The following is a 21808-nucleotide window of genomic DNA, read 5'->3' as shown; positions in this document are numbered from 1 at the left end:
TAGAGGGCTTCAATACTGTTCAGCAGTCTATCAGAAGGCATTGGAGGATAACGGTATGGTGCCGTCGATGACAGATGGTTATGATTGCTATCAGAATGCACTGGCAGAGAGAGTTAACGGGATACTCAAGCAGGAGTTTCTACTGTATCGATGTAAAACGTTTATTGAATTGAAAGTGTTGGTGGCTGAGTCAATCGCTATCTATAACCAAATGAGGCCGCACTTGAGCCTTGGCATGAAAACGCCAGAAGAGGTGCATAAAAAAAGCGGCTGCCTAGGGCAACCGCTTCTATCAAAAACCGTCAACGTATTTTAGGACGGGACACCTATTAGATGCTCATTCTAAATTGCAGCTAATATCTACTCACTAAACTCAAAGTAACGTTACTGATACTGAGCATATACAAGTAGGCCTCCTAACCTACCCATCTTAATAAAGCCAAATTGGCTTTATTAATCCAGACTACGACTTAACAGAATCAAATACTGCCACCCTATATAAATGAGCCAAAAGTACATTTCACCTATTGCACTCAAGACATTATTCAACTTTACTTATATTTAATATTAATGATAAATAACTTTGCAAAGCTGTCTTGATGGTTCTCTAATCATCAAGATTAGGTTGTATTTGTAAAAGTCTTTGCCAAATGGAGTTTGCGAATGCACACACCTGAAGCAAGTGAACTTGATTTTTCGCAGAACGGCAAAGCTCACAACACTATTGTAGAGCTAATGCAAAACCGCCTTCTATGGAATACAGACCTTGAATCAGCGCTAAAACTTATTACCATACGATGCGCCATTGCATTAAACGTTAATCGCACCAGCGTATGGTATATGGTGGATAACCAGCATCTTGAATGCCAAATTCTTTACGACAAATTACAAAAGCGTACCTATAAAGGACAGCACTTACTATTTCAAAGAAACCCTGCGTATTTTGAAGCCATTGAAAAAAATCAAATTCTAGATGCACATAACGCCCAAAAAGATCCTAGGACAAAAGCCTTTGCTCAAGAATATCTAATCCCTTTAAATATTCATTCAATACTGGATGCATCTTTCCGCCATGAAGGACGTACCGAAGGAGTGATATGTTTTGAGCATACCGACTCCCCTCGTATTTGGAGCACTGATGAACAAACTTTTGCAGTTTCTATTTCGGGGCTCGTCTCAAACTTAAGGATTTTCTATGCCTTAAAAGATAGCGAGGCTCGCTACCGCTTACTCTATGACCAGTGTGCCGACGGCGTATTAATAATTTATAACAACCAAATAATGGATTGCAATCAAACCGCCGTCAGCATTTTTGGCAACTCAAAAGCAGACATAATCGGAAAAACCATTGATCATCTATCGCCTAAATTCCAACCAAATGGTTCTGACTCATCACAAGCCTCTAAAACATTTATAAAGAAGGCACTTCAAGGACAAGAGCAAAGTATTGAGTGGCTGCACGTTCGCTTGAACGGGATGCCTTTCTATGCCGATATTAAACTTAATCGTCTTGAAATTAACGGGCATCCCCATTTAATTTGCACTATTCATGACATTGATGCCCACAAGGTAGCAGTGAAACGTATTCTCGAACTAAACTCACTACAAAAAGCTATTTTTGATGGTGCAAAATACAGCATCATATCCACCGATACCAAAGGTACTATCCAAACCTTTAATAAAGCGGCAGAAGAGATGCTTGGCTACTGCGCAGAAGAAATGATCAATAAACATAGCCCTACTATTATCCATAAAAAGTCAGAAGTGATCAGCCGAGCTAAAGAGTTGGCAGAGCTATTAGAATCACCTAACATATCGGGTTTCGAAGTCTTTATTGCATTATGTAAAGAAGCAGGATCCGAAGAGCGAGAGTGGACTTACATCCACAAGAGCGGGCGCGAAATTCCAGTACTGATATCTGTCACGGCATTACACAGTGGTGGCGACGAAATAACCGGCTATCTTGGTATTGCTTACGACATAACCGAACGCAAAAAAGCTGAAAAAGACCTGAAAACATCTCAAAAAGAACTAGAGTATCAAGCACATCACGACTCATTGACCGGCTTACCTAACAGGGAGCAATTACACACAACAACTGAGCAGGCGCTACTTAATGCAAGCGCAAACAATCAAAGCTTGGCTCTGATGCTATTAGATTTAGACCGATTTAAAGAAGTAAACGATACACTCGGGCACCATATCGGTGACCGACTCCTGCAAAAACTGGCAATAAAACTAAACGACACCGCCCTGAAACACCACGCCCAAGCATACCGCTTAGGGGGCGATGAGTTTGCTATCTTGTTACCGAATTTAACATCAACGGATCATGCTCATATACTGGCAGAACTAATTAATGACAGCATAAAACAACCTTTTGAGATTGATGATGTCACATTGGAGCTGGGGGCGAGTATTGGAATAGCCATATACCCCGAACATGCAAACAATAGCCACGATCTGCTCCGCTATGCTGACATCGCTATGTACAATGCAAAATCACAATCCTCAGGCGTTTCTATCTACGACCAACACCAAGACTCACACAGCCCAAGGCGCCTGCAACTCATGGCAGAATTAGGTGTGGCGATTCGTGATGAGCAATTGATTCTCTACTACCAACCTAAGATAGAGCTTACTTCCCAAAAATGCATAGGCTTTGAAGCGCTCATTCGTTGGAAGCATCCAACGCTAGGAATGATTCCACCGGCTGAGTTTATTAACCTAGCCGAAATGAGCAACACCATACATGCCTTGAGCCTATGGGTGCTCGAACATGCTATTAAGCAATTAAAAAAATGGCACGCGCTAGGTATTTTCCTCCCCATTGCAATTAACCTATCTGCAAGAAACCTCATTAATCAGTCTCTTCCTGAGGTTATCAAAAGATTACTTCATGAATACGGGATTGATGCTAAATGGCTGGAAATAGAAATCACCGAAAGTGCCTTCATTAGCGACCCGGAAAGGGCCGAATCCGTAACCCGCGAAATCAGTAGGCTTGGAATCGCACTTTCTATCGATGACTTTGGTACGGGTTACTCATCTTTAAGCTACCTAAAACGACTACCTATTCAGACACTGAAAGTTGATAGAAGTTTTGTTGGTGGCATGCTGTTAAATAAGCAAGATGCTGCGATTGTCCGCTCAACTATAGGCCTTGCTCACAGCTTTGGCTTAACCGTTGTTGCAGAAGGCGTTGAGGATAAAGAAACACTGGATGCTATAACAGAGCTAAACTGTGAACATGCCCAAGGTTACTTCATTTGTAGACCCGCACCAGAGGATCAAATTTTAACCTGGTACTATTCACAATAAAACGTTTGATAACTATTTGATGTCCGTCAATTACCTTACCTTAAGTTAGGTCTAAAGTGAGCGGCTTGCCAAGATGAGAGCCGCTCACATGCCGACAAGACCCAACCCTGCTAAACGTGTACGCCACGAACAACCCGACACGCTGGTTTATGCAATAGAAGATCGTCTCTACGTTAACTTAACAGATCGCTGCACTCTGGCATGCAATTTTTGCCCGAAACATAACGGTAGCAAAGAACTGCACGACTACAACCTAACGCTATCAGAACGCCCAGAACAAGAGCATATTATTGAGCAGATAGGTGACCCTTCACGTTATCAAGAGATTGTTTTTTGCGGATTTGGGGAGCCGACATTACGTCTTAAGGCTCTAGTATCAATAGCAGCAGCGGTTAAAGCTAAAGGAGGGAGAACTCGTTTAAATACCGACGGACTCGCGAACCTTTTTCATAAAAAAGATGTAGTGCCACTTTTGGCCGGCTGCATTGATGCAATGTCTATCTCCCTGAACGCTCAAAATGAGCAGACATATACTCAACATTGCGCGCCAAGCCTAGCCAACAGTCATGCCGCTGTATTGTCTTTTATCAAGCTCGCTGCTGATATGATTCCTGATGTAACGGTCACTGCAATAGACGGTTTAGAGGGTGTCAATATTCTGGCTTGCCAAAAACTTGCAAAAGAGCGAGGAGCAAAATTTAAAGCACGAGCCCTAGACATTGTCGGCTAAATTATGCTTCCTATTTCTATACGTATTTTGGGCTGTATTTATAAGAGCGATAACGCGTAACTGTTTTGCGATCAAGCAAACGCAAGAAGTTAATAGTATCGCTACTTTTCATCGGAAAGCCTAAGAAATAGCCTTGGGCAAAATCACAGCCCTGATTCTTCAGCACAGCTAATTGCTCTTTAGATTCAACCCCTTCAGCAACAACTTCCAAACCAAGCGACTGCGCTAATGCAATAGTCGCTTTTACTATCATTTCATCATTAGTATTGTGCAACATATCACGAATGAAGCTTCGATCAATTTTCAAACGACAAGCACTGAGTTTTCGTAAAGTCACCATTGATGAATAACCCGTTCCAAAGTCATCAATTGCTATCTTCAAACCTTGATTAACATAACTTTCTAACAGTTCAATCGTATTATCAGACGCATCCATACAAGCTGATTCAGTAATCTCTACTTCAAAGTGATGCAAAGGTATGCCAGACGACTTCAGTAAAGATAAAAGACACTCGACCCCTGCCTCACTGCGCAATTGGACTGGCGAGATATTAAACGATACCGTACCAAACGCAAGCCCATCCTCAAGCCAGCGCCCAACTTCAAGGCACACATGCTGCGCTACCCAGATACCTATATCATCAATCATGCCGCGCTTTTCGGCGACAGGGATAAAGGTTAATGGAGAGATCAAACCTTGCTCTGGATGCTCCCATCGCAACAATGCCTCAAAACCAACTAACGCGCCATTTTCGCAGTCGAACTGCGGTTGATAAACCATATAAAGTTGCTGTAAAAAACGTGCACTGCTCAACATATGAGCTAACTCTGCTTCTTTTTGAACACGCTCTGTCATCTCTGCCTGATAGAAAACAAACCGCCCACGCCCCTGCTCTTTAGCACGGTATAGAGCAACATCTGCACGTGAAATCAGTTCATCTGCCGTATCATCAGAATCACATAGCACTATGCCAACACTGGTATTGGTTTTAAGTTTATGCCCTCCCACATCAAATGTGGCTTCAAAGCAGCTAATGACTTTTTCAGCAAGAGTAGCTACATCAGAAAGGTCATGAACATTACTTTGTAAAACAGTAAACTCATCTCCACCAAAGCGGGCAAACGTATCACACGCTCGAAGCACCCCCTTAATTCTACTGGCAACTTCAATCAATAACTGATCACCTGCCGGATGACCTAGGGTGTCGTTAATCTCTTTGAAGTGATCCAAATCCATCATCAGTAAAGCGCAAGTTTGCTGATGCCTGCGCCCCTGAAGCAATTCATGCTCAAACCGGTCAAGAAAGAGCCGCCGATTAGGCAAGCCCGTTAAAGAGTCATGAAATGCCAAGTATTTGATCTGCTCTTCAACGGCTTTTCGGTGAGAAATATCATGAAAAGTTACTACAGCACCCACAATCTCCTCGTTTAGGTAGATCGGTGAGCTCCAATACTCAACAGGGAAAGATTGGTTTCCTTTTCTCCATAAAACATCAGTTTCAATTCGGTAGCTCTCACCATCACGAATTGACATCGACATATAGCAATTTTCTTTTAATAACGGCTCACCATCAGCATGAGAGTGATGAATCAATCCATGATTATCTTTTCCGATAAGCTCATCAGGGTCATAGCCGAGCATCATAGCACCCGCAGGGTTTATAAAGGTTGTAACTCCATTAACATCTAATCCAAAAATACCTTCATTACTGTGCTCTAACAGCAAACGGGAACGGTGCTCTGCTGTCTTCAACGCATTTTCATAATCAAGTCGATCACGAATATCTTTCAAAACCGTGATCATATAAATTTTATCTTGATGAACAAACGGGCTGGAAGACACCTCAACAGGTACCTCTTCTCCGTTTCGTAGCTGGTGTGTTGTTTTAGCGGAAAGCGTCTTTTCCTGAACTTTTATCCAGCGCTTTTTTAATCGAGTAGCAGTAAAAGCGGGATCCCAATCGGATATATGTGTTTGATAAAGCTCACTTGCGCTAACGCCAAAATGCTTTATTGCCGCAGAATTCGCATAGATGATTCGAAAGTTTTCATTTGGGGAAGTACAGATCAGCGAATCTAAGCTATGATCGACCATTGCATTTACAAGCGATAACTGGCCACTCATTACGGTATGTTCAGTTATGTCACGACTAACGCCTAACACCCCATGACCTATGTCAGGAAGGTTTAACGGAATCCGTAGCGTATCTAACAAAACTCGACGGCCATCAGGGTAAGTAACCCATTCATCATGGCGAATTGGTGCCTGCTTTTGTAACATTTCTTTATCAAAAAACTGAAAGCCATTTGCTGTCGTGCAATCAAATAGATCAGCATCTTTTTGACCAACAATGGACTCTTCACAAGCACCACTAAATACTTCAAATGCTTTATTACAGCCTATATAAGCAGCATCGCTATTTTTGAAAAATATAAGGTCCGGTATAGAATCAATTAACGTGCGTAAACGACTTTTTTCAATTTGTAACGTTTGCTCGGATAGCCGCTGCTCAGTAATATCCGTTCCTGAAGAAAGGATACCTATGCGAACGCCCTGTGCATCTTCTAATACGCGGTTGTGCCAAAGAATAAGACGCTCATCTCCCGTTTGCGTAATAACTGGCTTTTCAACTTTCTGATTAGGGATTTTAGTACAGCTCATTAAGCGGTTATACGCAGATTGAGCGATGAACCTTCCACTAACGGGTAGAAAATTATCGAACCAGTTGAGTCCTAGTGCATCTTCTTGCTCCATGCCCAACAATTCACAAGCAAAGCGATTTAACAGTGTGATGTTTCCATCAAGATCAAGTGTCACCATGATGACACCTGCTATATCTAAATAATGATTTGCCCTTTGGTGCTCTTGCTTTAACGCCTCAATAACAGAGCCTTGGGTCGCATAATCAGAAACCAAACCTATCTCATAATCATTGCGACCTTGCGGCAAAAACTCAATATGACACCGCTCCTGCTCGATAGCGGATAATGAAAATTTCACAGGCAGTATATGTGCATCATTGAAAGCGTGCGGTTCTTCACACAAAGACACTAATACATCATGATAATGCCCAGTATTATCAAGCAAACGCAGTGAGAGTCCGTCAGGAAACGAGTGATCTATTTGCCACTCAAGGAGCGCCTCTTTCCATCGCGGCATATCATCCGAATGAATCATTAACGATAAGAAAGACGGCTTTTCCCAAATAGAAAGCACACTTCCAAGAAACATATCGATGTCGCTATTTTCGATACTGAATTGATCATGCTTCGTGTCAAAGAGCCCGGTTATAACCAAAACCCCACCCAATGACGCATGCAAATGCTCGGACGAACCCATCAATCACTCTTTTTAATTATTATTAGAAGCTACAAAGTAAGGCTTTGCCTTACTGTTAGCTGAATTATAACACCCATCATCAGTATGGCGATGGTTTTGGAAGAGGATCATTGAAATTCTATAAGGCAGAGGCAGCAACAAAAGAGGTTTACACACATTTTGCTACTGCTTGAGTCACATATTAGATGAAATACGTTTTCAAAGGAGGGAAACCATTAAACTCTACAGAACAATAACTACTGGTATAAGCACCGGTCGCCATCCAATACATTCGATCACCTATCTCCAAAGAAAGAGGCAATTCGTATTTGTGGTTTTCATACATAATGTCCATGCTATCGCATGTTGGGCCAGCCAAAACAACAGCCTCTTCTTCACCACTACGCTCTGTATGAATAGGGTATTTAATACACTCATCCAGTGTTTCAATTAGCCCGTTGAACTTACCTACATCTGCATAAATCCAACGTTCAAGTGCGGTTTGCGATTTTCTCGAAATCAAAACTATTTCAGAAACAATCACACCTGAGTCGCCAACTAATGACCGACCCGGCTCCAAAATAACTTCGGGAACAAGATCCGGAAAATCTTCTGTCAAAAAGCGCGTAATTTCTTCAACATAAGTACTGAATTCATTGGTTTTCTGAATATACTGCGCTGGGAATCCCCCTCCCATGTTGATCATTTTTAACGCAATGCCGTGCTCACTATAAAGTCGCTCAAAGACAACCTTCACTTTAGCAATCGCGCCATCCCATGTATCAATTTCACGCTGCTGCGAACCTACATGAAAAGATACGCCATAAGGATCTAAACCTAACTCTTTCGCCAAAGCTGCCAGCTCAATAGCCATTTCAGGACTACAACCAAATTTGCGTGAAAGCGGCCAGTCAGCGCCTTCAGCACCTTCTGTCAAAATTCGGATATAAACACGTGAGCCAGGTGCATATTCCGCAATATTGCGAAGGTCAGCTTCTGAATCCGTGGCAAATAGACTTACCCCTTTTTCGTAAAAATAGGCAATATCTTTACGTTTTTTAATAGTATTACCATAACTGCAACGATCAGGTGAAACATTACATTTAAGAACACGGTCTAACTCAAAAACAGACGCTATATCGAAATTTGAACCTAGTTCACCCAACAAATTAATCACTTCTTCAGCCGGGTTAGCCTTCACCGCGTAATACACACGCGCATAATCAAATCCCTGAACAAGCTCTAAATACTTTTCACGCACAGTATTCAAATCAACAACAATAAAAGGGGTTTCCTTATTGTCAGCAAATGCTTTGATTTTATTCCAGTTTACTGGAGATAAATGTTCTGGATGTTTCACTTCTTTCGTCACCATCTATTTTTCAGGGTTAATACGAAAACAGCCCATAATGGGTAACCATTACGGGCTTAACTTCTAGTGCTTACTACGCACTGCATCGAGCGAATAGTCAGCATTTTGCGCGAGTATAAATTAAATGCTGGTGATAGCAATAGTTGAAATAAAATTCAGCCGCCATGGGATACTACTCTCTCAATTTCAGCGAAAGACTTAGCTTCGTACATTATTTCAAAGCCGATTTTAAGCTTCCTAGAGACATCACTTGCAGAGATAATACCGCGAATTCGCTTCACTTGAGCCAGACCTTCATCAATCACCAGAATGTGCTGCTCACCAGAGTCTTTCAGAGTAAGCATCACATCACCAATTTTTGAGTGCTGTAACTGCTCATAGGTCAGCGCCTGCAATTGCCTTTTCGCTGTCATAACATGCTTTACCAACATAAATTCTCTGGATAAACCATGAGTCTGCATATAAGACATTACACGGCTACCCATGATATCGCGAGCTGTCACAACCCCACTAAAAACGCCCTCGTCAGCGGTCGCGAAAAGCAGCCTGACATGTTGGTTTTTCATCCACTCAAGCGCTTCATCAATCTGTGTTTCTTGGGAGATGGAAACAGGTTTAACGCTTTGAAAATCTGTCATAACATCAACAGCGGCGCTATTTAAACTGATAGGAGCTTGTAGCTGCTCCGGAGAAAGGAGATGCGATACACCAGCAATCTCCTGTAAACGAATATGACGAAATGTTTCTAACATCGCCGACCTCCTTCCTGTTATTTTTAGAATTTGAAGTCTGTTAATAACAGCATAGCCAGCTTTTTAGGAAAGGTCATCTTTTTGACTTCTCCATTATCCTTAAGTTACACCCACCTATGTTAGTCATATCTAACCTAGCTATAAGTTAGGCTCGCTCATTACCGCTAAAAAATACCCCTTGAGACATCAAAACAGCATTGCCAAACACTTCAACTTGATTCACACCCTGAGGGCCTACCTTAACGTGAGTCCCAATTAGACTAGAACGCCCCATCTCGACACCTTGCTCGATCATCCAGCCGGTATCATGCTGAAGTTCTTTAATTAGTGCGATACTACCCACCAGCGCAGCGGCCGCACTACCTGTTGCTGGGTCTTCTGCTATACCGGCAATGGGGGCAAACATACGCATACGGATATCTGCACTTTCATCACTATAGCTAAAGATACATAGATCAGGCGCCTCATCATTCGAGAGTAACGTAGACCACTGTGACATATCTAGTTTAGCCTGTGATACAGCACCAACATTTTCAAGCTCTATTATCTGATAAGGCACACCGCAACTGGCGACATAAGGAAATGGCTTGACCTGTTCTACTCCTAAACCAAGCAGGCTTGCTGCATTATTAACTGATAAATGGCTATTACTCACCTGCGGCAACACAGCTGTTGCAAAACGCGCCAACGTTTGACCATGACTATTTGTTGAGTACTTCACAGGGACGGGCCCTACTTTTTCATCTAGGGTCAACTCGCATTCACCATTAACGGCTTCTAGCCAGCCTAACAGCTTCAATAAAATAGCGGTACCCACAGTCGGGTGGCCAGCAAATGGAATTTCACCTTGGGGCATAAAGATACGAATTGCCCAGCGGTTCACGCCTGTTTTTTCTGTAATAAAAACAGTTTCTGAAAGGTTTAACTCACGTGCAATGCTCTGCATTTGCTCACCTGATAAACCGCCTGCATCCGTAAAAACCGCTAAAGGATTGCCGCAAAAAGGACGGTCCGTGAAAACATCCAACGTATAGTATTCTAACCCTTTCATTTTTACTCCTTATCCATTACTAACATTAACCACCGAGCAAGGCATATCATAAGCGCTTTACCCTACTCAGCAGCTACTGGTTAACTGCGCCAGAACGGCTTATTCGCTTCTAACAACGCATCTGCACGGCTTATCCCAATATCTTTCAAAGCATATCGATCTAAAGTGACAAGTTCACGTCGTGAGCGCTGACGCTGTTGTAGCTCACGCAATCTTTGCAAAATCCGTCTAAACATTTCAATGATAATCATCGTCATACCCTCCTGTAGTTGCTGATAAATATCTTATGTCGTAAACTAAAACCATTACAGATTCAGAGTTAATTATTTTTTACCAGCACAGATAATAAGTACAGATAACTGTATTGGTTATTTTCAGCAAGATCTGTCATGCATGCTTTATTGAAGGCGTGGTGTTATTAACGAATAAAAGAAGGCTAAAGAAAAATGAAGCTTTATGAGAAAGTAGCGCATGCCATTGCAGAACGCATAGAGCAATCTTTTTATCAGGCCGGTGAGAAGCTTCCCTCTATTCGTGCATTAAGCTTGGCTCATGAAGTCAGTATTTCCACTGCACAAGAAGCCTACCGCTTACTCGAAGATCAAGGTTGGGCAGAATCTCGCCCCAAATCTGGTTTTTATGTTATTAACCGACAAAAAGCCCCGCAGCAACTTCCTGACCTATCACGCCCTACACAAAGACCAATCGAAGTATCTCAATGGGAAGAGGTATTAAACTTGCTTTGTGCCAGCACGACACCAAATTTAGTACAACTAAGCCGCGCTATACCTGACCTTAACGCACCTACGCTAAAACCACTCACGCGCATCCTGTCAGACCTCAATAAAAATGCTCACGGCAGCATGCTATCGTATGAAGCCCTCAGGGGATCCGACAGCTTACGTCTGCAAATAGCACGTTTAATGGTTGATTCGGGCTGCCGGTTGCACCCAGATGACATTATTATTACCGCAGGCTGCCAAGAAGCCCTATCCACCAGCCTTAGAGCAGTCACAAAACCTGGCGATGTAGTTGCTGTGGATTCGCCAAGCTTTTATGGCTCGATGCAAGCCATCAAAGCACATGGCTTAAAAGTACTAGAAATCCCAACACACCCTGAAACAGGCGTTAGCATTGAAGCCCTTGAATTAGCATTAGAGCAATGGCCCATCAAGGCAATTCAAATAACACCGACGTGCAACAACCCACTGGGTTACACCATGCCAATTGAGCATAAAAAACGCTTATTAGCGTTAACTGCTCATTATGACATTCCCATTATTGAAGACGACATTTATGGCGATTTATCCTACATCTCACCTCGACCACCGACTATCAAGTCTTTTGATACCGAAGGGCGTGTATTGCTATGCTCTTCTTTTTCAAAAACGCTCGCTCCGGGGTTAAGAATTGGTTGGGTTGCCCCTGGTCGCTATGGCAACCAAGTCATGCACATGAAATACGTTGTCACGGCCAGCACACCAACAATACCTCAACTGGGTATTGCCGAGTTTATTGCCCAAGGGGGCTATGAGAGGCACATAAGGAAAGTACGCGCTCAATACCACCAAAGCAGAGATGTGATGATTCGCTGGGTTGAAAAGTACTTCCCTCAGGGCACAAAAATCAGTTATCCACAGGGAGGCTTCTTACTGTGGGTCGAGCTACCTGATGATATCGACACAACAATCTTAAACGAACGTACCATCATCAAGGGAGTGAGTATTGCTCCTGGTGTGCTGTTTTCCGCTTCTGGTAAATATCGAAATTGCATGCGCCTTAACTTTACTGACAAGTCCTCTGAGAAAAATGAAAACGCCATAAAACTGGTCGCAACATCCATTCATGAAATGGTTTCAGAGCTGAAACAACAGACGCATACAATAACGGTCTAAAAGCATAAGGGGCTCACACCGAGCTACTGCGCCAACAACTTGACCCAAAAGTCAGAAAAAGATTATTCTTATTCTAAACAGAACATTCTAGGTAGCATCATCGGATTAAGTACACATGATTACGTACTTAATAAAACATCAGGAGTGATCAGTGATTCGTTTTTTACTCAACAATACGCTGCAATCGGTTAGCAACATTGATCCCAATACCACAGTACTTAATTACTTGCGCAACACTCTACGCTCTACAGAAAAGCGCACGGGCACCAAAGAAGGCTGCGCTTCGGGAGATTGCGGCGCGTGCACAGTGGTTTTAGCCGAAGTAAAAAATGATCAACTTACCTACCAATCCATCAATAGCTGCCTTACCTTACTCCCTGCTCTTAATGGAAAACAACTCATCACCGTCGAAGACCTCAAACAAGGTGATCAACTACATCCCGTACAGCAAGCAATGGTGGACCATCACGGCTCCCAGTGCGGTTTTTGTACACCCGGCTTTGTGATGTCTCTCTTCTCTTATCAGAAAAACTACAATCACCGCCTTCTGCATGAAAACAGCACGCTTAAAAGCCACACAGACAAAAAAAACACAGTGCAGCAGTTCAACCCAGCCAAAGCACTTGAAGCACTTGCGGGGAACTTATGCCGCTGTACTGGTTACCAGCCCATAATCAATGTGGCAAAAGAGATCAGCAAGAACCAACAACTCGACCAGTTTGACCTCCAACAGCAACACACCGTCACTACATTAAAAAGTATTCAACCCGGTCAGTGCGATACTATTAAGTACAGTATCCCAAGCACAAATAAAAAGGGTGCAGTCAAAAACTCTTACTCACCCACACAGCTATCCCAGCTCGAGCGGTTATTACAACAACACCCCAAAGCACATTTGCTCGCGGGTGGAACCGACTTAGTACTTGATATTACACAGAAGCAAATCTCTTTCGATACTCTAATTTATCTAGGGGAAATCGAAGAGCTACGGTGTATTAACTTAAGTGAAAACACTATTGAAATAGGTGCGACTACACCGCTGAGCCAATGCCATGCAGTGCTGTGTGACGAATATCCTGATTTGGGCCAGCTCTTAGAGCGGTTTGCTTCATTGCAGATTCGTAACCAAGGAACTCTCGGGGGGAATATAGCTAACGCATCTCCTATAGGAGATGCGCCACCTGCGCTCATTGCCGCAGGGGCCAGTTTACAACTACGCCACGCAGGTGCAGTACGCAGCATGCCATTAGAAGCTTTTTTTATTGATTACCGTAAAACTCATTTAGTTGCTGGTGAATACATCGAGAAAATTATTATTCCTCGTAAACCTGCAGGCTCAATCTATCAGATTTATAAGCTTTCCAAACGTCTCGATGATGATATTTCTGCCGTTTGTGGTGCTTTCCATATCCAGCTGAAAGATGGCAAGGTTACGGAGGCTAGCATCGCCTTTGGTGGCATGGCTGCCATCCCTAAACGCGCCAGCTATTGTGAACAAGCACTGCTCCATCAGCCATGGAATAAAGCCAGTATAGAAACAGCCATGAGCGCCTTAGACCAAGACTTCACCCCTCTCTCTGATTTTCGTGCCAGTGCAAAGTACCGTTCTCTAGCAGCACGCAACTTACTATTAAAATGCTGGATAGAAACGCAGCCTAATAGCTTGCCCACAAGGGTGACTGACTATGTCTAACCATAGAAAAGTCGCCAACAATACTTCGCAGCTAGAATTAGAGAAGCAGTTCAAACAAGGCCTAAAAACCGGCGTCGGTAAAAAAATCCCACATGAAAGCGCAGCAAGGCACGTCAGCGGTGACGCTCTGTATGTAGACGATCGCTTAGAATACCCCAACCAGTTACATTTATATGCACGCCTTAGTAAGCAAGCCCATGCAACTATTAGCACAATAGATACAGCCCCCTGTTACAAAATACCTGGCGTATCCTGTGTAATAACCGCAAAAGATATACCCGGCAACCTAGATATCGGGGCGGTATTTCCCGGTGACCCTTTACTGGCCGATGGAGTCGTTGAATACCTGGGACAACCGATACTTGCGGTTGCTGCTGCTTCACTTGATATTGCCCGTAAAGCGGCCGATGCAGCCGTTATTGAATACACACCACTTACAGCGGTGCTGGATGTAAAACAAGCACTGGATAGCAAGCAGTTTGTACAAGATAGCCACCAACACAAGCGCGGCGATGCGAACAAAGCACTTAATGATGCCACTCACCGCTTACAAGGCGAGCTGCATATTGGTGGGCAAGAACATTTTTACCTCGAAACCCAAGTCTCTTCTGTGATGCCAACCGAAGACGGTGGCATGCTGGTGCATTGTTCCACACAAAACCCAACAGAAATACAAAAATTAGTAGCCAGCGTACTCGACCTGCCCATGAATAAAGTCATTATCGATATGCGCCGTATGGGCGGCGGTTTTGGTGGGAAAGAGACTCAAGCAGCAGGCCCAGCGTGTATGGCTGCGGTGGTTGCAAACATCACAGGGCAACCCGTCAAAATGCGCCTACCTCGTATTGACGACATGCTAGCTACCGGCAAGCGCCACCCTTTTTATATCAAATATGATGTTGGTTTTGATGAGACAGGCAGATTACAAGGCATCGATATGCAACTGGCAGGTAACTGTGGCTACTCGCCAGATCTATCCGGCTCCATCATTGATCGTGCTATGTTCCACTCTGATAATGCCTATTATTTAGGAAATGCGTTAATTACCGGCCACCGTTGCAAAACTAACCTAGCCTCCAATACTGCCTTTAGAGGTTTTGGCGGGCCACAAGGTATGGTAGCAATTGAAAACGTAATGGATCATATCGCTCGCTATTTAAGGAAAGACCCATTAAAAATTCGTAAACGTAATTTTTACGGAAAAACCGAGCGTAATATCACTCACTATCACCAAACAGTAGAAGACAATTTTCTGGAAGAGATGACCTCTGATCTAGAGCAAAGCGCCAGTTATAGCGAACGTCGTAAAGCGATCATTTTGTTCAACCAATCCAGCCAGATATTAAAAAAAGGGATAGCGCTCACACCGGTTAAATTTGGTATCTCCTTTACTGCTACTTTTTTGAATCAAGCTGGCGCGCTCATCCATATCTATACAGACGGCAGCATTCACCTAAACCACGGCGGCACAGAGATGGGCCAAGGGCTCAATACCAAGGTTGCGCAAATAGTCGCCGAAGAGTTTCAGGTAGATTTGGAACGCATTCAGATTAGTGCTACCAATACCGACAAAGTGCCGAACACATCGCCAACAGCAGCCTCCTCGGGAGCAGACCTCAACGGTAAAGCGGCACAAGCAGCTGCCCGAACCCTTAAACAACGTCTCACCAGCTTTGCTGCAGAGCATTTTGACGTTGATATTAGTGAGGTAAAATTCAATAACAACCTAATTCAAGCAGGCGAGCAGTTCATCAGTTTTAATGAGTTGGTACAGCTCGCCTACTTTGCACAAGTGTCACTTTCGAGTACGGGTTTTTATAAAACACCCAAAATTTTCTACGATCGAGACAAAGCCAGCGGGCACCCTTTCTACTACTTCGCATACGGTGCAGCGTGTTCAGAAGTCGTCATTGACACCTTAACGGGCGAGTACAAAGTGCTACGTACTGATATTCTCCATGATGTCGGCGCATCGTTAAACCCCGCCATCGATATAGGGCAAGTTGAAGGCGGCTTTATTCAAGGCATGGGGTGGTTAACGACCGAAGAACTCATATGGAACGAACAAGGCAAGCTCACCACCAATAGCCCAGCAAGTTACAAAATCCCAGCGATTGCGGATACACCGCTAGATTTTCGAGTCAAGCTGATCGAGAACCGTAAAAACCCAGAAGATACTGTTTTCCATTCTAAAGCTGTAGGCGAGCCCCCCTTTATGCTGGGAATTTCTGTATGGTCGGCAATTAAAGATGCAGTATCCAGTCTATCCAATTACCGAATTCACCCGCAGATAGATGCCCCCGCCACGCCTGAAAAAGTTCTCATGGGCGTAGAAGCATTACGTAAACAGATGGCAACGGAGCAATCACCATGAACTGGCTGAGTACGCTCCACCGCCTACACAGCGAAGGCACAGCAGCGATGCTGGTTACCGTCGTTGAAAATCGCGGATCAACACCCCGAGACGCAGGCACTAAAATGGTTGTAACCACCGATGATAGCTATGAAACTATCGGTGGCGGCCACCTAGAACATAAGGCGATAAAACAAGCCCGCCAGCTATTAAACGAACATTGCAGCAGCGTACAGCTTGAGAGTTATGCATTAGGAGCCAGCCTTGGACAATGCTGCGGCGGTGCAATCCAACTGTTATTTGAGCCCATCAACCCTCCAGCATTACATGTTGTTCTGTTTGGTGCTGGCCATGTAGCTAAAGCGTTGATTCCTTTACTGGGTAACCTTCCTTGTAAAGTCACGTGGATAGATAACCGCTCAGAGCAATTCCCTGCAGATTTACCACCTAATGCCACTCGTAATTTATGCGACAAACCTGCAGATGAAGTACCTGACTTACCCGCTTTTAGTTACTGTTTAGTCATGACTCACAACCACCAGCTAGACCAAACAATAGTAGAAGCTATCCTCAAACGAGATGATTATCGTTATCTCGGTATGATTGGGTCAAACACAAAACGGCGCAAATTTGAGCATCGCCTGCGTCATAGAGGTTTTGATGAGAACAGCATTGCACAGCTACATTGTCCTGTAGGTTTGGGCGAGGTCTGCGGTAAACTACCTGGTGAAATTGCCGTATCTATTGCTGCCGAATTCATTGCCCATTACCAAGCAGCCGCTAAAAGCAACAAAGCTAAAACTAACTACTTAACTCAACACACAGCATAACTGGCACAAAATCGATGACAACAACCACTGCTTCCCCTTATCACGCATACCGCGCCGCCATTATTCACACGCTTGAAGATCCTGCAAAGGTAGGCATAGATGCCAGTTATCAATACTTTGAAGACGGCCTACTTATCGTAGAAAACGGCTTAGTAAAAGCTGTTGGCCCAGCAGAAACGCTGCTCAACACATTAGACCCCAATACACCCATTACTGTTTATGACAACTCACTGATAACACCGGGCTTTGTCGACACACATATTCACTACCCGCAAACGGGCATGATCGCCTCATACGGTGAACAACTACTTGACTGGCTAAATAACTATACCTTCCCTGAAGAGCATAAATTTGCTGATAAAAACTACGCCGATAACGTAGCAAAGATCTTTTTAACCGAGCTATTACGCAACGGCACCACCACTGCATTGGTGTTTGGCACAGTACACCCACAATCTGTGGATGCCTTTTTTGAGGCCGCACAAAGCCTTAACCTGCGAATGATTGCCGGTAAAGTGATGATGGACCGCAACGCGCCAGACACGCTTACCGACACCCCAGAAAGCAGCTATCAAGACAGCAAAAACCTTATCGAACGTTGGCATGGCAAAGGCAGACTACATTACGCCGTAACACCCCGCTTTGCGCCCACCAGCAGCGACGAGCAGCTCACGTTAGCGGGAAAACTGCTGAAAGAATACCCAGAGCTTTATATGCACACTCATTTAAGTGAAAACAAACAAGAAATAGAATGGGTTAAAGCGCTGTTCCCTGATCAAAACGGTTACCTAGATGTGTACGACCATTTTGATTTACTAGGCGAGCGTTCCGTGTTCGCTCACGGTGTATACCTGTGTGATGACGAATGTAAACGCTTAGAAGAAACCGACTCTGCCCTTGCTTTTTGCCCTACGTCCAACCTATTTTTAGGCAGCGGCTTGTTTGATTTGGCTAAAACAGAACAACACAATATTAAAGTAGGCCTTGGCACTGATGTTGGTGCAGGCACCAGCTTTTCGATGCTGCAAACCCTCAACGAAGCCTATAAAGTTATGCAACTACAGGGGGAGAAACTCAACCCACTTAAATCTCTCTACCTGGCTACACTGGGTGGTGCACGAGCACTTAAATTAGAAGAGAAAATTGGCACATTGCAACCCGGCACTGAGGCCGACTTTGCCGTTCTCGACTACCACGCAACACCGCTGATGGCTTATCGTATGGAACAAACAACATCACTTGAAGAACGCTTATTTGTGCTAATGACGCTCGGTGACGACCGCACTATTAAAGCCACATACGCTATGGGTGAAGCAGTACACACACGAGACTGATTGCCTTTTTAACCATTAACTTTTCGGCTATCAACACCTCAACCATAGCTATTAATCACAAGGTATTGCACCCAAAACAGTGCAGCGCTATGGTTGAAAACAGCGTTTTATAATAGCTTGTCTACTGTTTTAGATAGTCGCCGATAGAAAGAGTGTAAGATGTCCTTTCTGCTAAATACCGTTTAACAAGCGATATAGTGGGGATCCATCATGAAAAAAATCAGCGTTAACGAAGCCCAACAACCTCTACGCGCTCAATACAAAACATCTCCTGAAACAGCCATAGTGACAGATCATGCACGCACTTGTGGCCCTGATGCTAACGACCCTTTCCACTCCATTGTTGAACCCATGCAAGGCTGCGGTGTAAATGTGCCGATTGGTGTACATCATGCACTGGGTGGCTTACACGATGCTCCAACACCTGGTGATATGTTATGTGCAGCACTCGCTGCATGCCAAGACTCTTCCATCCGTATGGTAGCTAATTTATTGAACATAGAATTAGAGCAGCTTGAAGTAAGCGTAGAAGCAAAGGTCGATGTACGCGGCACGATGGGCATAGATAAAAACGTACCTGTCGGTTTTCAAAACATACACTGCTCAGTACAACTACGTGCCAAAGAAGGCACCGATCCTATTATGCTCCAAAAACTACAAGTAGCCGCAGAACGATGCTGTGTAGTGCAGCAAACCTTACGTAACCCACCACCCATTGAAACAGTATTTAATGCTTCTTAAGCCTCTTTACAGGACCAGCTTTAAGCAGATGAATAACCCTAAAGAAGTGGATAACCTGGCCCCTACAATAGATAGGAATTTGGGTCTAACTCATTAAAAATAAACGGCTCGTCAGTAATCGGAGCAACCCATGACGTTAAAACGAAAGGAACAAATTTATACCTTGTTAAAAGGCATCGAAACGGGTGACGAAGCATCCGTTGCTGTTGTGAATCCTGATAAATATATTCAGCATAACCCCCAGACCCATGAAGGGAGTGAAGGCCTCGCAGCACTTTTCAAACGTTTATCCAAGAGCTCTCCGAGGGTCAATATCGTTAGAATTTTTTCAGATGGCGAATACGTATTTGGTCATACGGAATATGAATTCGATACCTCTAAAGTTGGGTTTGAAGTATTTAGATTCGAAGGTGATCAAACCGTGGAACACTGGGACAACATCCAGCTTCGAAAAAGCCCTAATCAATCAGGCCACTCTATGGTTGATGGTGGAACTCTTTTAACTGATATTGAAAAGACAGAATCAAACCGAGAACTCGTTCGTGCGTTTATAAGTGAAGTGTTAATCAATAATGAAACACACAAAATGTCGCATTTTGTTAATGCTCAGCCCTATATAGAACATAGCCCTCACCTCGCGGATGAGTTATCCCCATTACATGCTGCCCTCACAGGGCAACCTAAAGAAAACACTGGTTTCATTCAATACGACAAGCTGCACAAACTATTGGCAGAAGGCAATTTTGTCCTAGCAGCCTGCGAAGGCTTTCGAGATGGTGCCCATACATCATTCTATGACCTATACCGTGTTGCGAACGACAAAATTGTGGAGCACTGGGATACCAGTGAGTCAATTCCCCCGCGCAGCGAGTGGAAGAACGAAAATGGAAAGTTCTGAAGTTCTGAATTGCTAAGCTAAAGATTGATAAACTATTAATGTCTATAAAAATCACTACTAAGTAGACTTGGCTCACTGTTTCTATATGTGAGCATTATGTTATCCGGAGAAGCCAATGATTAGGGAAGTCACAAAGTCAGACTTTGAAGAGTTCTGGCCTTGTTTTGAGCGCATCATCAAAGCGGAGGAAACGTACGCCTTTGAGCCTGATATGAACTTCCAAGAGGCATACCAGCTTTGGTGTAAAACACCTTTAAAGAGTTTTGCCTTTGTGGAAGGCAAACAAGTTCTCGGTTTGTATTATATAAAAGCGAATGCTCAAGGACCTAGCAACCATATATGCAATTGTGGATACATGGTCAACGAGCAAACTCGCGGTAAAGGTATTGCCAAGAAACTTTGTCAACACTCTCAACAAATGGCAGTAACCCTAGGGTTTAAGGCAATGCAGTTTAACTCTGTAGTCTCAAGCAATAAAGTTGCTGTCAGCCTTTGGCAACAATTAGGCTTTAATATTATTGGAACTATTCCCCTTGCGTACCGACACAGAAGGTTAGGTTATATTGACAGTTATGTCATGCACAAACAGCTACGAAAATAACACGGATTTGTGAAACTCAGGAGAGCAAAAGTGAATGACATTACGAAAGAGCTAGCTATTGCAGAAAAGTATCTCTCACAAATGCTAGAGGCTGATCGAACTAGTAATTATGAAGCCTTTATCGAGCGATTCGATAAAACAGATTTAGAAGATTTTAACGAGGACGTCTTTCTTCATGATACAAAGCTGATGCGAGAAGACTTAGGCGCTTATAAAAGCCGCTCATATATGGGATCCCTAAAGGGCTTTAAAGTCGATCAACACCCTAAATGCATGAGGTTTGTGTGGCGCGCCATATACGACAAAAATGAAGCACTTATTGTTGTAGGTATTCATGAAAAAGACGGTGTTTGGTATGTGAATGAAAGCACAGTATCTAAGTAGCGCTAGGTGTGGTGGTAGCTCATCAGGTTACGTTTTTGCCTATAAAAGACAAATGCTTGCAACAGCTCTTACGAAGTAAAATATAAGCAGGAAACCCTTTAAATGCAGCCAGCGGTCCGAGAAAAGTTTAATAGCTACCCGAAGCATATCAAAATAGTTTTGATGAAAGTTCGTGCTCTAGTACTGGATATTATTCACGATAATAATTTAGGTGACGTGAAAGAAACACTTAAATGGGGAGAACCTAGTTATCTGGTGAAAGGTGGCAGCACAGTGCGCTTGGACTGGAAGCCAAAATATCCTGAGCAGTACTTCGTCTTTTTTAATTGTAAAACTAAACTTGTAGACACGTTTAAAGAGTTATATTCAGATACGCTAGAATTTCAAGGCAACCGTGCAATTGTGTTGCACGTAAATGATCCTTTACCGCAAAGCGAACTACGACACTGCCTTGAACTTTCGTTAAAATATAAAACGATCAAACACTTGCCACTGCTTGGCGTGTAATTGCAGTAGCGTTAATTATCATGCCTA

18 protein-coding genes are annotated in these 21808 nt (G+C 43.6%); 13 read left to right on the top strand and 5 right to left on the bottom strand.

Translation table 11 applies throughout. The features are described 5' to 3' along the window. The 3 genes from G511_RS0115695 to G511_RS0115685 form a co-directional block, all read left to right on the top strand. Positions 1–316, top strand: a 316-nt coding sequence (locus G511_RS0115695) for an integrase core domain-containing protein (protein ID WP_028470481.1), incomplete at its 5' end; no start/stop codon positions are given. Between the two features lie 347 nt (positions 317–663). Continuing rightward, entirely contained in the window at positions 664–3321 is a 2658-nt protein-coding gene (locus tag G511_RS23970; protein WP_051222141.1) for a bifunctional diguanylate cyclase/phosphodiesterase, read from the top strand. An 88-nt stretch (positions 3322–3409) separates the two neighbouring features. Further along, complete coding sequence (locus G511_RS0115685; protein WP_051222139.1) at positions 3410–4051, top strand: TatD family nuclease-associated radical SAM protein; 642 nt, start codon at positions 3410–3412, stop codon at positions 4049–4051. Positions 4052–4067: 16 nt separating this feature from the next. Here the strand turns inward: G511_RS0115685 and G511_RS23965 are convergent, their stop codons facing one another. The 5 genes from G511_RS23965 to G511_RS24240 form a co-directional block, all read right to left on the bottom strand. Then, positions 4068–7391 carry a sensor domain-containing protein gene (locus G511_RS23965; RefSeq protein WP_051222137.1) on the bottom strand — a complete coding sequence of 1108 codons (3324 nt, stop codon included), beginning with the start codon at positions 7389–7391 and terminating at the stop codon, positions 4068–4070. 181 nt (positions 7392–7572) lie between these two features. Then, the gene (locus G511_RS0115675; protein WP_028470479.1) at positions 7573–8730 is read right to left on the bottom strand and encodes a type III PLP-dependent enzyme; all 1158 of its coding nucleotides are present in this window, start codon (positions 8728–8730) and stop codon (positions 7573–7575) included. Positions 8731–8897: 167 nt separating this feature from the next. Further along, positions 8898–9494, bottom strand: coding sequence for a CBS domain-containing protein (locus G511_RS0115670; protein ID WP_028470478.1), 597 nt, complete (start codon positions 9492–9494; stop codon positions 8898–8900). 145 nt (positions 9495–9639) lie between these two features. After that, the gene (locus G511_RS0115665) at positions 9640–10545 is read right to left on the bottom strand and encodes a PhzF family phenazine biosynthesis protein (RefSeq protein ID WP_028470477.1); all 906 of its coding nucleotides are present in this window, start codon (positions 10543–10545) and stop codon (positions 9640–9642) included. An 80-nt stretch (positions 10546–10625) separates the two neighbouring features. After that, complete coding sequence (locus G511_RS24240) at positions 10626–10802, bottom strand: DUF1127 domain-containing protein (RefSeq protein ID WP_245574080.1); 177 nt, start codon at positions 10800–10802, stop codon at positions 10626–10628. A gap of 189 nt (positions 10803–10991) precedes the next feature. On the opposite strand from G511_RS24240, the gene G511_RS0115655 reads away from it, so the two are divergent. From G511_RS0115655 to G511_RS0115610, 10 genes are all read left to right on the top strand, one after another. Then, entirely contained in the window at positions 10992–12440 is a 1449-nt protein-coding gene (locus tag G511_RS0115655; RefSeq protein ID WP_028470476.1) for an aminotransferase-like domain-containing protein, read from the top strand. A gap of 151 nt (positions 12441–12591) precedes the next feature. Then, positions 12592–14133, top strand: a complete 1542-nt coding sequence (xdhA, locus tag G511_RS0115650; RefSeq protein WP_028470475.1) for a xanthine dehydrogenase small subunit — start codon at positions 12592–12594, stop codon at positions 14131–14133. After that, a complete protein-coding gene (gene xdhB / locus G511_RS0115645; RefSeq protein ID WP_028470474.1) occupies positions 14126–16507 on the top strand; it encodes a xanthine dehydrogenase molybdopterin binding subunit in 2382 nt (793 codons plus the stop codon). The genes xdhA and xdhB overlap by 8 nt, the downstream gene beginning before the upstream one ends. Further along, positions 16504–17316, top strand: coding sequence for a xanthine dehydrogenase accessory protein XdhC (gene xdhC, locus G511_RS23135; protein ID WP_051222135.1), 813 nt, complete (start codon positions 16504–16506; stop codon positions 17314–17316). Before xdhB ends, xdhC begins: the two co-directional genes overlap by 4 nt. Before the next feature lie 14 nt (positions 17317–17330). After that, entirely contained in the window at positions 17331–18650 is a 1320-nt protein-coding gene (gene guaD / locus G511_RS0115635; protein WP_028470473.1) for a guanine deaminase, read from the top strand. A 210-nt stretch (positions 18651–18860) separates the two neighbouring features. Beyond that, positions 18861–19391, top strand: coding sequence for an OsmC family protein (locus G511_RS0115630; protein ID WP_036552215.1), 531 nt, complete (start codon positions 18861–18863; stop codon positions 19389–19391). 130 nt (positions 19392–19521) lie between these two features. Next, complete coding sequence (locus G511_RS0115625) at positions 19522–20289, top strand: nuclear transport factor 2 family protein (RefSeq protein WP_028470471.1); 768 nt, start codon at positions 19522–19524, stop codon at positions 20287–20289. A gap of 115 nt (positions 20290–20404) precedes the next feature. After that, positions 20405–20890 (top strand): GNAT family N-acetyltransferase, encoded by a 486-nt coding sequence (locus tag G511_RS0115620; RefSeq protein WP_028470470.1) that lies wholly within the window; start codon positions 20405–20407, stop codon positions 20888–20890. A gap of 30 nt (positions 20891–20920) precedes the next feature. Then, positions 20921–21274, top strand: coding sequence for a hypothetical protein (locus tag G511_RS0115615; RefSeq protein ID WP_028470469.1), 354 nt, complete (start codon positions 20921–20923; stop codon positions 21272–21274). 102 nt (positions 21275–21376) lie between these two features. Further along, the gene (locus G511_RS0115610; protein WP_028470468.1) at positions 21377–21781 is read left to right on the top strand and encodes a DUF1801 domain-containing protein; all 405 of its coding nucleotides are present in this window, start codon (positions 21377–21379) and stop codon (positions 21779–21781) included. Positions 21782–21808: the final 27 nt, after the last annotated feature.

It is taken from the genome of Neptunomonas japonica DSM 18939 (assembly GCF_000422765.1).
Lineage (GTDB): Bacteria > Pseudomonadota > Gammaproteobacteria > Pseudomonadales > Balneatricaceae > Neptunomonas > Neptunomonas japonica.
This window is presented reverse-complemented; position numbering and strand designations above follow the sequence as displayed.